This is a genomic window from Legionella feeleii (assembly GCF_001467625.1).
Taxonomy (GTDB): Bacteria; Pseudomonadota; Gammaproteobacteria; order Legionellales; family Legionellaceae; genus Tatlockia; species Tatlockia feeleii.
Genome location: NZ_LNYB01000009.1, coordinates 44287 through 58854, shown reverse-complemented (window position 1 = coordinate 58854; position 14568 = coordinate 44287). Strand labels below are relative to the sequence as shown.

Genomic DNA, 14568 nt, shown 5'->3' with positions numbered 1-14568 from the left:
TCCTTTTGTTGATTATGTTCTTGGCGAACAATCAACAGGATACGCCACCTAATTTATTTTTCACATACACCAGATTCGAGCATAACTCACTGGGGTGTCTAAATCTATTAGACCACGTCAATTTACCATTCATTCATCTGCAATAGTAATCGTGAGCCATATTTTTGTGTTAGGAAAGTTGTAGGTCATATTAAACTTTATTGCAATGTTCCTCGCTGTATCGAAAGATTACAAGAATTTAGTAGGTACCATCCTGAGCTTGTGCCTCCTGATTTTTTTGACAATACGCCATCACTACAAAAAACCGTGCATGCCTTTTGTAACCATCTATGTGAATTAGGCATGCTCGAATTTTCTGGGGATGAGAAAGATTATCAGTTTCACATTATAAGCAAAATGCCAGCCTACGCTCATCAAGCAAGCGTAGCCATGGTGCAGCCAAAGGCGTAACCAAGGTTTTTACAGTATGAAACCTTGATTCCGTTTCACTACATCAAGTCTACTAGCTGTTCTCTCGGGAATAATTTGGTTACGTTGAAAGATTTGAGTTGGGGATATTAAATTCACTCGAATGTTGGGTCGCGACCCAACCTACATGAAAGATAGAAATGAATTTTAATTTGGTGGAGGCGGCGGGAATTGAATTCAATTCCTGTGGTGTTGATTTTATTGATGAAATTTTTGGTTTATTTTAAATGTACCAACAAAAGTACCAACAAATATTTTTGATATTGAAAGATACTGCTCATTTGTTAATAACAAGACTCTTTCATTCACAATGATTATTAAAGCCCACGCGACTCATTGAACAAAAAATAGCGTGGGCATGTTTAAATCAATAAATCAGCAAAGCCTGATTTTAATTGTCCCAGGCAACACCCTGCTCCTCTTCTCTAATGGATTCGGAATCAATCTGGGATTTAAGATTAGTTAAAGTTCTCTTCACCCATTGTCGCACTTTCCCCTTAGGATGATTCTTAATAAGAGTAAAAGGATATTCGTAACGAATATAATAATTTATTGGTGCTCCAGACCAACTAAAAGTATGCATATTTTTATCTAATGCTCTTAATACGTCATCATACTCACCAAACTCATCTATCAGCCATTTAGTAATTTGGTGAAACTCACATTTTGTTGATATATCAGATTTTTGATTTTCAAGAACCGGTATTATGCTTGCAATAAAAGCCGCCCCAACACTGCCATGGGCGTGACACCACGTATATAACATATCTTTTGGAAGACTTAATATCGGTGGATTGTGGCTATTATCAAACGACAGATTGCTACCAAGAGCCAGCTCCAAATGCCAGGCATTTATTTTATCAGAAATGATTGTCTTGCTTATGATTGGCCAAACGATCTGTGAAAAATCTGCTAATAATATTGGCAGCAATGGTTTAATAAAATCAATTATCAACCCTGTTTCTTTGATAACTAAATGCTTGGCAAGAGTTTTTGCAACAACTTGTGCATCTGTATCCTGAGCACCTTTCAGAAGAAGCCATTTTATCATTTCAATAAACTCAAATGAATCTCGTTGAAAACTGCTTTGAGTTTTCAATTTTTGGCCTAAATATTCAGCAGCATTAATAAGTTGAGGTCGTAAGTTTTCCAAACGAACTTTTTGATCATGAGTGTACATGCTCATTAAGTTAAGGCCTACAAAATAATATTGGCTATCCATTTTAAATAACTGATCAAACAATAACGCTACGGTTTTAGGAGATAATTTTGAAAGAACGCCACCATAAGCCCATTGATGGATTGCAAACGAAGGTATTATCAAATCCTTCAATAGTTTACATATTAATATAATGTCATGCTCACAAATACCAGCCACACAAAATACTAATGGCAGGCCAGGAGCCAAGTCAGGAGATGTTGAGGCTCGTTGTTTAAATTTTTCATAAGCGTGCGGATCTTTTTTAGCGAGGGTAGCGTAATATCCTGCCAGAAGAGAAAAATTTCGATTAGCCGGAACGACAGACTCAATAGCTCCAATTATATGCCTTTCCCACAAAGTAGAGTCTTGTACATATTTGGCAAGAGCTCGACCAAACCATACTGCCATGCGTTGAGAGCCTGAGCTTAATTCTGGCAAAAATTGTAATAAAATTACTTCATGATGCATTAAGTCTCTAACAAGCTGTTCAATAGTTTCGATTTGCCGCTTAGAACGCTCTTCAAAATCCAGCTTTTCATTTGCAGGATAATCCCAAGGCATTTCTGTTACAAGAAAACGTAGGCGATCATTTATGTTGGATGGAGCAAGCTTGGCAGTTAAGTTCTTAACTGAAGTATAATTTTCATTATCATTCGTATTGAGGTCATATTTAAGGGCATCGTTAAGAGAATCTAAAGCTTCAGGCCAATAAGAATGACTTTTTGAAACCTCATCTACCCATTTTTCTACCTCAATAATCAACCCTCTGAGAATAAATATTCTAAATTGGCTACCCAATCCAGATCTTGCTCGTTCACCAATTTCATCATTTCGTATAGCTAACCTCACTACTCTATTTGCACATTCTTTTACATAACCCAACACCTCGTCGGAACAGGCGGGTGCCCAGGATTTTAATACAGGACGACTACCCTGTATTTCTGGCCCAATCCAGCGGAAGAGAGAATCAGTTTTAGTACCCTCCAGTAATGCTTCCGTTGCTAATAAAAGTTGTTTCGAATCACTACTTGTTAAAATATTATCTAGAAATTGCAATCTTAATTCTGGGCCTGTCTCTGTATTAGCTAAACTGACAGGGAAAAGGGATTTGAACTTAGTAGTGGCATCATTTCCACTAAACTTATTTTCAGTAAGAGCTAATTTGAGCAGTAGATTTGCCCCGTCTTCAAAGGTATTTTCAACGAAAGCTATTTTTTCAAGTGCCCAGATTAAATACCGACGCACTTCGATGGGTATTAGCTGGATTTCAGATAAACTCAAAGAATTTATTACATTATCTAATACAGTCACCACAACTTCTGCGTCCACTTCTGCTAGGCATGATAAAACCTCCATATTTCCATCTAAAGATATTTTTTCTAATGAATATAACGGACCATCAAAACGACATACATGTTTCACGACATCTTTGGCAATTCGGGTTGTATTAAGAAGTGCAAGTTGTCTTGCAGCGCGTTTTCGAAGAATTTTATTTAAAGAGCCAGTTAGTACTTCGTCCCAATTATCTTGACTCCATTGGTTCCACTGCTTTTCAGCCAAATTAAGTGCAACAGGTATTGGCTGAAGTATAATTAAACGGCCACGTTGTTGTGCTACCTGTCGGTTACACAAACTTTCAAAAGCAACATATAGATCATCAATCGTGTAATTATGAGCCAACACTATTATTTCTTTAAGATCACTATCAAGAGGTTTTTTGATTCCTAAAAGCCCAAACACGCTAAGTAATTGTGCAGCTATTTGTAGTAATTCAGGACGATGAGGATTCCGTCCTAAAATGATTTTTTCAATAAGGATACTATCGCTGGCCGAAGAAATAGATGTATTTCTATTCCAGGTAGAAGCAATCAACTGAGCTATTTGAGGAAATCCATTAGAAAATTTAACCAAGCGCTGGTGATCTTCTGCAGGAAGATTTGGTAAAATATTTTTGATAATACCATCTATTACTAAAGAATTAGCAGTACCTACCAAGACTATATCGTTTGAAAACTGGTAATTATTGGGTATCTCATAATCAATAGTGACAAGAGAAATTTTACTTCCAGACCGCTTAGCTATAGATACCAAATCAAGATGTGTCTCCTCAACACATTGATCGACAACGATTACTAATCTCGTTCCTATATCAACCAAATTTTGAATAATTTGCTTTACAATTTGAGATCCAATCTCTGATTCCACTCCATACAATACCAAATTTTGAAACGAACTGTTATCTTCATTTTCTAAATCAAAAGAACCAAGTGCCTCAAGTACAAGCCTTGATTTACCAATCCCAGATGGTCCCACTATCCGGATTACACTTTGCGGTATACTGATCGATGCTTGTAATCTTTTTTGAATTTCTATAAGTCGAGAGTCAGTAACCCAAATTGAATTATACTCATACCTGCCAGCCCAATGTTCCAAAGTTCGAAAAGGTCCAGCAATATTAGTGTGTGTTTGCTCTAGTACCCAAGTTGCCACAGAAGGATAATTATTGACCCAATTGGCGATTTGATCCGCATCAAGAAATTTAATGTTTGTATTGGATGCATTTAAACCAACCGCACATAAATTGGTAATTATTTCTTCCTGACATTCCTGTATTTTGCGTTTTGTGCATGCACGAGCGCAAAGCATAATATAGGCACCGCCTGCCTCCAGAACACTTGTAATCATAGGTTGAGCATTTCCAGCGGAAGTCAAAACATCCTTTCCAGCTTTTTTTGAATTAATATCTGTTGCTTTCAGTTGAAATTGACATAATCGAGAAGGAAGATATTTGGTATGCTCTGGACCGCCGGACCATTCTATTCTAGCGTCCTCTCCACCATCAGGTGCAGTAATGATTGAAGCTACGTGTATACCATCTTTCTGAATGTTATTGCTATGTGCTTCAGCATTCAGAAGCCGCCTTATCAGTTGAGTAAATTTATAAGGATTAAGTGCGGCAATGTGTTCTTTTGAACATTCAAATGGCAACAAGCTATCATTATCAATAGGCACTATTTTTCGTCCAGCTATTCTGTTTATAGCGCTGGGATCATCTTTTAATAATCTTAGTAATATCTGTATTGAAGATGCAGGTCTAATAATTCCATTTTCATATTTAGAAAAGGCTCGTGGTCCGCCTCCAATTAACTCTCCCGCCTCTGCTTGAGATAACCCTAAACTTTCTCTAATAAGTCTAATATCTTCTGGAGTGAGTTCTATGAATTTAGATTGTTTTTCTTTACTTGCAGTCATTTGAATAAATCCTTTTAAAAAAACACCACAATGGTGTAACACAAATACATATAACCATTATGGTGTTACGATGTCAATCAATAATTTGTTTTTATATATTTTAGGGACATAATTTCTCAATGACTCCTTATAAACAAATCAAACATATTAAATTAAAAAACGTGGCTTGATTAAAAAATAAGCTATTTATTTAGGATGTGCTACAGAACGCTGGTTTAGAGCATCGGAAGATTGGTTACTGACGTAAGTGTATGTATATCAATGTCAAGAACTTAGATAGAGCCAAAGCTTAGTGAGGAGTACAATTTTGGCCGCGTGCGCTACCTTAATCGCACATTAATCGCAAAGGTTATGATTTTCAACATTATGATACATTGAATTGATATCGCCTGCTTTGATTCGGAATTGACTTCTTCGTTTTTGTAAAGGTTTCGCTGTAGAAGCCTTTTCCAATTTTATAGCGGGATCATAATAAACTTTTCCAGACGCAATAGCTTTTAAAAATATAATAAAATCTGTTCCCTCGGCTAATTGAATAATGTTCCCGAAGTAATACTGCCGGCACGGTTCTGTTCTGCAGAGAGAGGGTATGTAAACACACTTTGCATGTTTTCTGTTCCAGTGAGTCATCATATCTTCAAATTTCCATACTGCGGCAATTTCGTTCATATCATTAATAAGATGGATACCACCATCTACATTTTCTATTTTAGAAGAAGTACTATTAAAACCTTCAAGCACCATTGTTAATCCTGTGGAAATTACGCGAGTATTGCACCTATAAATTCCACCAAAATTAATTCTGTCTTCACGACCATGTTTATCTTTATAACCAAACTTTCGTAAAAACTGTTCGACCCCATACTCTTTGTAAAATCCGGCTGTTGGTTCAGGAGTCATGAGTGTAATTGCTTTCGAAGAACCTGGTTTATCGAATGATCTGACATTATGCTGTTTCACTTCCCACCCATGAAAATCCGGGCCGGCTATTCCATTTGGATTAATCCCTAACTCTGCCTCAAGAGTATATCCTCCGCAATTACCTGAATTGCACTCCAGAAGGATACCCCCTCGACTTAACCTTTTAGAATCAATCCATCCTTTTTGATGAATTTTTCGCAATGTATCAAGTAATAAAATTCTGGATGTTTTACTATCATAATTATCAAACAGAATTTCATGAAATACGCCCGTTTTTTCATACTTGGATAAAGAAAGAGTTAATTCATTTGCTAATGGACTCCCTTGGTCTGCAGCATAAGAGATAATTTTTTTATCTTCTGTAACACCAAAAAATAAAATTCTTCCAGTTGTTCTTGAAGCGATTATTTTTGATGGCGATTGTTTGCAGCCCATTAATATTCCAGAGAGCCTAACCTCTGGATATTGAGGGTAGAATATTAGTTGTGCTTTTGGAGCTAGATATATTCCATTTTCATCAATCCACGAAAATAAGATATTTGCTTTGAAGCGGTCGTGCTTACTTCCCTGATTTCCTTTACTATCATCAGCATATACCCCCAGATTGGGTATGATATTTAAAGACGAATAATCGCCCCCGAGATAGATCTGATTTTTAGAGTTATCATTTGAAGCCAGAACCTTGGCATATAATCTGCTGACATTATTTTCTTTCATTAAAGATGTCAGCTTGTCCAGCGTGTCAATCAATGTAATATCCAGGATATAGTTAATAGATTCCCTGAATATTATCATATTCTGAATCACTAAATATCCACTGTTCAATTTTTGACATAAGATGAGAGAGATCCTGCTTGAATTTCCCTTTTAACGAGCACTCCCATATAACAAGCACTCGCCAGCCATTTTCTTTGAGTAATGCATAATTTTTTCCATCTCGGAGTGTATTAGACATAATCTTTTTTTCCCAGAATTCTTGTCTGGTTTGTGGCCATTTAAATAAGTGGCAATTATGACAATGCCAAAAGCATCCATTTATAAAAATTACAGCATTATATCTTTTTAAAATGATATCCGGTTTGCCGGGTAAATCCTTTCTATGGAGTCTATACCTAAAACCTCTGGCAAATAATTGTTGCCGAATCAGTAGTTCTGGCCGTGTATTTTTACTGCGAATACCGGCCATCATCTCTTTGCGTTTGGATTTATTTACGATGTCAGGCATTCTCGAGTGCGGTCTCTTTAAAATTCGCTGTGACCAGCGTATTAATATGAGGCATCATATGTTGAGCTACCGCTTTAACCACTGGGACAACAACAGCATTTCCAAATTGTCTGTAAGATTGCGTATCTGAAACAGGGATTTTAAATTTTTTCTCTTTTGGAGAGTCGAATCCCATTAATCTTGCACACTCTCTGGGAGTTAATCTTCTTGGATTTTTATCCGTGCCTTGATAAATTAAAATTTCAGAGCCATCCTTATGATATCTGGCTGATAGGGTACGAGCTACATTATCTGGTGTATTAAGACCAAAGCCAAAACCATTACCCTGCGCACGATGTTTTTCTGCATAAGCTTGCAAATAATTCCATAATTTATCTGAAAGAGTATATTTATCTGAAACCTGAGCACTTTCAGGAAGAGTATAAGGTGGTTCTGGATCTTCCAATCCATTCTGAGTATGCAATATTGTTGACAGTTTGGGGTGGGTTATTATATCCGGTATATCAAGGTCATCGAAATTAAAACCTGTATCTTCAATAAAACCAGCAATGAATATTCGCTCTCGATGTTGAGGCACCCATGCTCTTGCATCCAAAATTTTCCATTTAATATGGTAGCCAAGATCTTCTGTTAAAACTTTTTTGATAACCTGAAAAGTTTTTCCTTTATCATGACTAACAAGATTTTTCACATTCTCAAGTAGAAAAGCTTTAGGACGGTGATAATCAATAAGGCGAGCGACATCAAAAAAGAGTGTTCCTTGAGTTTCGCACGAAAAACCATGTTGACGCCCTAAACTATTTTTTTTACTGACTCCAGCCAAGCTGAATGGCTGGCATGGAAATCCGGCTAATAAAACATCATGGGCGGGAATCTCATGGGCTTCTATTTTTGTAATGTCACCGGCAACTTCGTGATCACAGTGATAATTCGCTTTGTAAGTAAGCTGAGAATACTTATCCCACTCACTGGTAAATACACATTTTCCACCAATCTCATCAAAAGCTTTGCGAAATCCTCCGATACCAGCAAAAAGATCTATAAATCTGAACATGTTATCTGGGGAGGTAATATTTTTATCTTTTGTTTTTGAGATCATAAGGTTAATGATTCCCTTTTTGGGCAGTGTCTCACCTCGCTCCCAACGATATACGGTACTTTCTGATATACCTAAAAAATCTGTGACTTCCGCAATTGTAAGACCACTTTTGACTCGAAGCTCTGAAAAATTATTATATTCTGGTTGGTTTTCCATCTTATTATTATCCATTATCAGGGAATTTATCTGTCATTATGGCACAAATATTCCTCGCATATATAATGTTATTATTTGAACAATAATAAATGGAATACGTTTTATTATTAAAAATTCTTACTCATTAATTCCCAAAGTTCGTTAATCCTTTCTTCTTTTTTTAATCTGTTAAAAACCTTAATAAACTCAGCAAGTTCATCTGATTCAGCATAAAAATAAGCCACAGGTAGATTTAGTACCGTTGCTATCCTTTTTAATGTTGAATAATCAGGGGTATGTCTGCCCATCTCATAATGATTCATACGAGCGCTTGCAGAAAACTGATCCATGCCAGCCTCAATACCTAATTTTTTCTGAGAGAAATTTGCCGCTAGACGTGCTTCCTTAAGTCTTTTACATAAAGGAGAATCATTCATTTCAAGCTCGCAAAAATATATTACAAGCTTAGAGAATCTAAGTTTTTACACCCTCTAGATACTTAGGAATCCTATACATATTATGATACATGGTGTATAGTGCGGTGAGTTGCTTGTTTAGCTCCAAATTAGAGCTATTAATCAGTCAACATCATTTGGTAAATCCGATCAGAAAATTCTGCGTACCAAAAAACCTTACACATACAATCAAATAATAATAAACAGGGATTTGTTAAAAAGAAGATTTTTCTGAGGAAATATCTTTGTGAAATCTAGCTGATTTATATAATTACTTGAGGTGCTCAATGAATAAGGCAATCAATTTAGTATTTAAAAAAACTAAAATATTACAATATGCTGCAGTTATATTGGCAAGTATCCTGGTGATTAGCATCTTTACTAATACCAGAGATATAAAAAAACCCAATAAGTCTACTGCATCAAAGGGCTATATTATGTCTAACAAAGAATTAGCCATTTTGAATATTATATTCAAAGAAGATATTGAGGCCTTTTCAAAAGGTGATGCTGCCTTATTAAAAGACGAATTGATATCTGCATCTGTCAAACAGATTGCACAGGATTATAATAATAATCAGGTTGCGGCTGATCAGCAGTATTACAAAAAACTATTATTTATTTCAGGGGAAGTCCAAAGTATCAACAGTGGATTAGGTAATACTCCTTATCTTTCTTTATATGGTGTAAATCCATTCTTATTACCACAAGCTCACTTTCAAAAAGGCAATACTCCAAAAATCGCAACACTAAAAAAAGAACAAAAAATATATTTAGTATGCAAAGGTCAGGGGGCAACTATAGGCACACCTATTTTTAGTGACTGCCAATTCGCCAGTGACTATGCTCAAAAAAGAGTTGTCGAAATTAAATCCATGATTACATCTCTTCTAAAAGGTGATGAACCTAAATCCACACTCACTGTCTATTCCCCAATACCGTTAATAGCTCTCGCAAGAATGTTACCTGATACATCAGCATGTTTTACTACCGCTGACGAGAAAAAATGTCTCAACGAAATTCACGTTATAAGTAACAAAAAAATTAATGGTAAGGATTTGATGAAACAGCAAATTATTGAAGTTTCTAGCGAGTTAAAAACTCGGGGAATTAATGTCGAAAAATTTAAGCATAGTTAAACGCATAAAACGAATCAATTTTGAGGTTAAAATGAACAAATATTTGAAAGCCACTTTTCTCAGTTTAATTCCGGCACTAATACTCGGAGTGGGGTTCTACTTTCTTGTAAGCATCCTAAATGGCATGGAAGAAGTACAAGAAACATCTTCTGCCTGGATATTTATAGGCGTTATACTCTTTTTGCTACATTTCGTCTGGAGGAATGGCGGGCAAAATATCTTTGGTAAGTTTCTCAGGTATGCAGCCTATGAATGCTGGCTGTCTCCTCTATGTGTAATTATTTATACAATCACGTCGATATCTCAGGCTAATGATAGTCTCGGCGGAGCGGGAGCTGTAGGGGCTGGATTTGGAGGAGTTTTATTGGTTTTTATATTCGCAATTGGCGGTGGGCTATTAGGTCTTGTCCTTTATCTGATTAGCAGTTCACTTTTAAAAAATAAAAAACTATAAAATATGATTGCTCCTCATAATTTGTTGATAAATTTTCGCCGCCTCTATTGGGCAAGTCGTATTAATGCTGAGAGGGGTAGTTTTTTTGCCCGTATCAGCATTAATTAAATTTCTTAATCTTTCAGCATCTCCTATACTGATACGACCATCCAATGCCGCATGCAATATTTCCTCTTTTAGCTTAGTAGTATTTTTTTGGAATTCAATTCCCGTAGACTCACGATTTATTTTAGGTATTAACCGTTCTATACAAAGACGTAACGCCGTAACATCACCGCCTAACGCAAGCTCAATTGCTTTCGCCACTAATGCACCCCCGTAAGGGTCTAGTAATTTTGCAAATTCGGTACGCTTGTTAAGTGTTCCCTTGCTTCTACCTTTTGGATTTCCTGATTGACCCGTTTTAAATGTCATAGCTTGCTCCTGTCTTGTTTTTTACAAGCACGTTAACCCTTTTTTCGTACATAGTCGTTAACCATAATGAACAGGATAATTACGGTTACGAATAATAATTCGCTAATTTATACCGTTTACCAATAAATATTTATGCTACACGTGCTACATGTAGTATCCGTGTAGCACGTGTAGCAGCCATTTATTACTACTTATGCTACATCTCTCTAAGGAGATGAAGCATGTAGCATGGTTGAAGTATGTGCGACTCCTCCAAAGATTGTCGCTGCGTGTGCATTAACCGAAGTAAAAATCACTCCATCCCTAACAGAAAAATATCCTTTTTTTTCCAAATTATTTTTCGTCCGGGTTACGGTTGTTTTTCGTTGATCACGTTGCTTACCCTCCGGTTGGGGCATCATACCAATGACATACTCCACCACGTCTTTTTCTGCTACTTTACCATCATTAGCAAGTTTCTCTATAACTGTCATCATATGCTGCTCCCATAAGCCTGTGAGGGCCTTAACTGGTTGATTCTGAAAACCAATATGTTCAACTACACAACTATTTTGTAGCTCTCCATCCTCATCCATACCAAGCTCTATGGGTAATAATCTAAAATCATATGCTTTTCCATCTTCACCGTCCTTTAATTTTGTAATGCGCATTTGAAATCCATTCGGAGAGCGTGTGACCTCCATTTCAGCATCAACAGCAGCTCGTAAACCAGACCACCCACGTGCACCTCTTTTTGAATCTTTACCCATGTGATGTACAAGCATAATTAATGCGCCCGTTGATGCATGAAGTAATTTACATTGAGTGAGTACACTACCCATATCTGAGCTTGAATTTTCGTCCCCACCAGCAGCAATGCAGGCAAGTGTATCAAGCACAATCAGTGTAGCTTTTCCAATTGCCCGACCCAATTCAATGGGATCACCCTGTCCAAGAAAATTTGGTACCCCTGTAATAATATCTAAAGGTAGCGAACTTAAATCAATCTTATGATGACTCGCATATGCTACCAAACGCTTACTTAATCCCCCGGAGCCCTCAGCAGCTACATAAACGACTCGACCTTGACGTACTTTGTGGCCACACCATTTAACTCCACGACAAATTGAAAATGCCAAATCAAGAACCAGAAATGACTTACCACTACCCGATGCTCCAAAAACCATAGCAAGCTCAGCGAGTGGAAGAGCTCCTTTAATAATCCAGGGAGGAGTCTTAATTGATGCAAATTCTACAGCGGATATGACCGCAAATTTTGAAGGCATTACGCTTTGGGAGAACTGTGATAACTCACCCGAATTAACAATATTGGATTTCGTATCCTGTAAAAAAACTTTTTGATTTGCACACGCAAAGAGAATTGTTCGTTGAAGATAATCTTCACGCTTCCATTTTTCACGAAATAATCTAGAACGTGACATTATCCGCTCAATACGTTCGCAGTTGTTACCAACCCAAAAAGCTAAATGTTGTGCAAGCGAAGCATCCGCTCTACTTTCATCGTATCCTATAGCACGCCCAGGATCAGGAAACATTTTTACTAATGCATCAGTATCGGCATTGAATAATTCTTTAAATGAAATTTTGCTACCAAAAATAGTCGCACTTGACTGTGACTTCAATGCTTTTTCCAGGAGTACATCATCATCAAGGGGGCCACTCCATGTTGTCTCAGATTCGTTTGTCCAGTTCTGATTTATTATTACAGGAGCTTTTAATCTATTTGTAATGAGATGTATGCAATGTTCAAGATTAACTCCCGAATCACCACTAACGCCAATAGCAGTTAAAGCCACAAATCGATCTTGGGTGTAAAATTCTAACTTTAATTTATCGTTCCGACATGAATGCGCTGGGGCCTTACCTGTTCCAATGATATGCAGCCCTTTGCCTGAATGCGATATCTCTACGAGAGCTCCCTTAAGTTCATTACATATTTCTATTGCTAATGCATTCCAGGCACCATCTACCAGGCAATCATCTATATCCACAAACCAGAATGGATCATCTTTTGTAAATACAAAACCTATACCATACTCTGGGCCTAGCAGACTTGCCTTGAGTAGGGCTTCTTCGGCTGTCATCCAATTTACGGGGTTATGTGCATTACAGGGTGATAGTGTTCCAGCATGAATTGGTATCTTATCGTACTTATTTCCTTTGGGTACGTACCTACAAACTATAAATTGAGGATACTGCATTAAAGCATTATACGCGGTAGGTAGGGTATCCATATCCTATGCCTCCCATCTGCATAAATTTAACTATTGGTGTTAAATCACATTGCTTTGAAAAAATTATGCTTTTTGCTTCGTTAATTAAATCATCCCATAACCCATCACATCTACAATCTATATCAGCCAGCGTAAAGGGAGAAAAATAAGCTCCTGCACCAATTAAAGCCTGATAGTCAGGTGATATAAAAATAGGATATGCAACTATATTGAAACGGCAATAATGATCTTCTAAATAATGATAAGCTTCACCACAAAAAGTTATAATCTGCAAGTATGGGCGATTGTTAATCCGATTCATTTTAAATGTCCCCCTAATCGAAAAAACTCAACTAATGGGGATAAATCCTCGATCTCGTAATCAGGTTTGTGCTGTTCGGGTACATCGCTCCATAACCCAAGGCATCGACAATCTATTTCTCTTCCCCATATGAAAGGAGGAAAATATGCGCCTGCACCAAGTATTTCGGTATCTGAATCTATTGGAACATCTATTTTCAGTTGCTTATTATAAAGCCTGATATATTGACATGCAGAGCCTTGTATAATTACAGATTGCAGATGCTTACTCTTGGGATTATACTCGGCGGCGTTCTCATGGCCTGCTTTTTCTTTCCTGGAAGTGGGCTTTTTCATTTAAGCACCTCCGTTGTGTTACGACAGCCTGCAATACGTGCAGCAACCCATTCTTGCACTTCTGATTCTACCCACGCGACAGACATTTTTCCTAGTGAAATTGGTTTCGGAAATATGCCTTGTTGCATCAGTGCATAAATTCTGGAGCGAGATAATGTGGTAAGTCTCTCAACTTCTTTACGGCGAATTAAGACTTGGAGGGTATTGTTTATCATTTGTATTCCTTAAAAATCATAGGGAATACATAAGTTAAATTATGTAATTGGCAGAATCAGAAGGATTCTGCCAACTATTATTGAATTTTTTTCGAGAGAATGGCTCGGATGGCTCGGACAGTAGGGATAAACTGCCCTCCATTACTATTAGTGAATGTTTCTAATATATTAAGATCTTTGCTTTTGAGTATCCTCGTCCTTATTTCATCATAAAGATCAACACGGGTAAGGATGGTATTTTCTAAGCCAATGTCGCTAGCAAATTGTAATATTATAGCGTTTCGTTCAGCTGTAATTTCTTTCTTCGCTTCCACTGCAAACTGCTGGCTTTTACGTTTTGGTTCGAGCCATTTACGTTCATCCAGATCTCTTTGAACTTGCATTGATGCCCACACTTTAATTTCTTCTGGAAATCTAGTCAGTGCTTCATAATTGGCAGACTCGATGTGCGTGGTTGCTTCCTTTAGCATATATTGTGCTAATGGTAATTTAACAAAATTCCATATAATTAAATCACGCAAGGAGGGATTATTCTTTAACGTATTCATAATTACTTTTGTCAAAGTTGTTTTTAATGTGGAAACTATATGATTAGTTTTCAAGATGCCTTTTAGTGCCAAGAAAAATAAACAGCTAGTTATTTCGTGGTTATTTCTTTGAGAGACTTCCACTTCTCTTGGAGAATTATGCATTACTTCCTTTAATTCGTTCATTAATCTT

13 protein-coding genes are annotated in these 14568 nt (G+C 36.9%); 2 read left to right on the top strand and 11 right to left on the bottom strand.

The window, feature by feature from the left end:
* Positions 1 to 859 precede the first annotated feature (859 nt).
* From Lfee_RS01320 to Lfee_RS01300, 5 genes are all read right to left on the bottom strand, one after another.
* On the bottom strand, positions 860 to 4921 hold the full coding sequence (locus Lfee_RS01320) for a type II TA system antitoxin MqsA family protein (RefSeq protein ID WP_058443482.1): 4062 nt from the start codon (positions 4919 to 4921) through the stop codon (positions 860 to 862).
* Positions 4922 to 5257: 336 nt separating this feature from the next.
* On the bottom strand, positions 5258 to 6592 hold the full coding sequence (locus Lfee_RS01315; RefSeq protein WP_058443486.1) for an MvaI/BcnI family restriction endonuclease: 1335 nt from the start codon (positions 6590 to 6592) through the stop codon (positions 5258 to 5260).
* Between the two features lie 19 nt (positions 6593 to 6611).
* On the bottom strand, positions 6612 to 7067 hold the full coding sequence (locus tag Lfee_RS01310; protein WP_058443481.1) for a very short patch repair endonuclease: 456 nt from the start codon (positions 7065 to 7067) through the stop codon (positions 6612 to 6614).
* Entirely contained in the window at positions 7060 to 8322 is a 1263-nt protein-coding gene (gene dcm, locus Lfee_RS01305; RefSeq protein WP_058443480.1) for a DNA (cytosine-5-)-methyltransferase, read from the bottom strand. The genes Lfee_RS01310 and dcm overlap by 8 nt, the downstream gene beginning before the upstream one ends.
* A 107-nt stretch (positions 8323 to 8429) precedes the next feature.
* Complete coding sequence (locus Lfee_RS01300) at positions 8430 to 8738, bottom strand: helix-turn-helix domain-containing protein (protein ID WP_058443479.1); 309 nt, start codon at positions 8736 to 8738, stop codon at positions 8430 to 8432.
* Between the two features lie 305 nt (positions 8739 to 9043).
* Here Lfee_RS01300 and Lfee_RS01295 point away from each other — a divergent pair, with 305 nt between their 5' ends.
* Together Lfee_RS01295 and Lfee_RS01290 are read left to right on the top strand one after the other, a co-directional pair.
* Positions 9044 to 9895 carry an OB-fold protein gene (locus Lfee_RS01295; RefSeq protein ID WP_058443478.1) on the top strand — a complete coding sequence of 284 codons (852 nt, stop codon included), beginning with the start codon at positions 9044 to 9046 and terminating at the stop codon, positions 9893 to 9895.
* Positions 9870 to 10349 (top strand): hypothetical protein, encoded by a 480-nt coding sequence (locus Lfee_RS01290; protein WP_058443477.1) that lies wholly within the window; start codon positions 9870 to 9872, stop codon positions 10347 to 10349. The genes Lfee_RS01295 and Lfee_RS01290 overlap by 26 nt, the downstream gene beginning before the upstream one ends.
* On the opposite strand, the gene Lfee_RS01285 is transcribed toward Lfee_RS01290, so the two are convergent.
* From Lfee_RS01285 to Lfee_RS01260, 6 genes are all read right to left on the bottom strand, one after another.
* Entirely contained in the window at positions 10344 to 10763 is a 420-nt protein-coding gene (locus tag Lfee_RS01285) for a DUF5681 domain-containing protein (RefSeq protein ID WP_058443476.1), read from the bottom strand. The genes Lfee_RS01290 and Lfee_RS01285 overlap by 6 nt on opposite strands.
* 206 nt (positions 10764 to 10969) lie before the next feature.
* On the bottom strand, positions 10970 to 12847 hold the full coding sequence (locus tag Lfee_RS01280) for an AAA family ATPase (RefSeq protein ID WP_162262656.1): 1878 nt from the start codon (positions 12845 to 12847) through the stop codon (positions 10970 to 10972).
* A 124-nt stretch (positions 12848 to 12971) separates the two neighbouring features.
* Positions 12972 to 13298, bottom strand: a complete 327-nt coding sequence (locus Lfee_RS01275; RefSeq protein ID WP_058443474.1) for a hypothetical protein — start codon at positions 13296 to 13298, stop codon at positions 12972 to 12974.
* Positions 13295 to 13633: a hypothetical protein gene (locus Lfee_RS01270; protein ID WP_058443473.1), complete on the bottom strand. Its 339-nt coding sequence runs from the start codon at positions 13631 to 13633 to the stop codon at positions 13295 to 13297. Before Lfee_RS01270 ends, Lfee_RS01275 begins: the two co-directional genes overlap by 4 nt.
* On the bottom strand, positions 13630 to 13848 hold the full coding sequence (locus tag Lfee_RS01265) for a helix-turn-helix transcriptional regulator (RefSeq protein ID WP_058443472.1): 219 nt from the start codon (positions 13846 to 13848) through the stop codon (positions 13630 to 13632). The genes Lfee_RS01270 and Lfee_RS01265 overlap by 4 nt, the downstream gene beginning before the upstream one ends.
* Positions 13849 to 13925: 77 nt before the next feature.
* Positions 13926 to 14561 carry a hypothetical protein gene (locus Lfee_RS01260; RefSeq protein ID WP_058443471.1) on the bottom strand — a complete coding sequence of 212 codons (636 nt, stop codon included), beginning with the start codon at positions 14559 to 14561 and terminating at the stop codon, positions 13926 to 13928.
* Between the last annotated feature and the right edge of the window lie 7 nt (positions 14562 to 14568).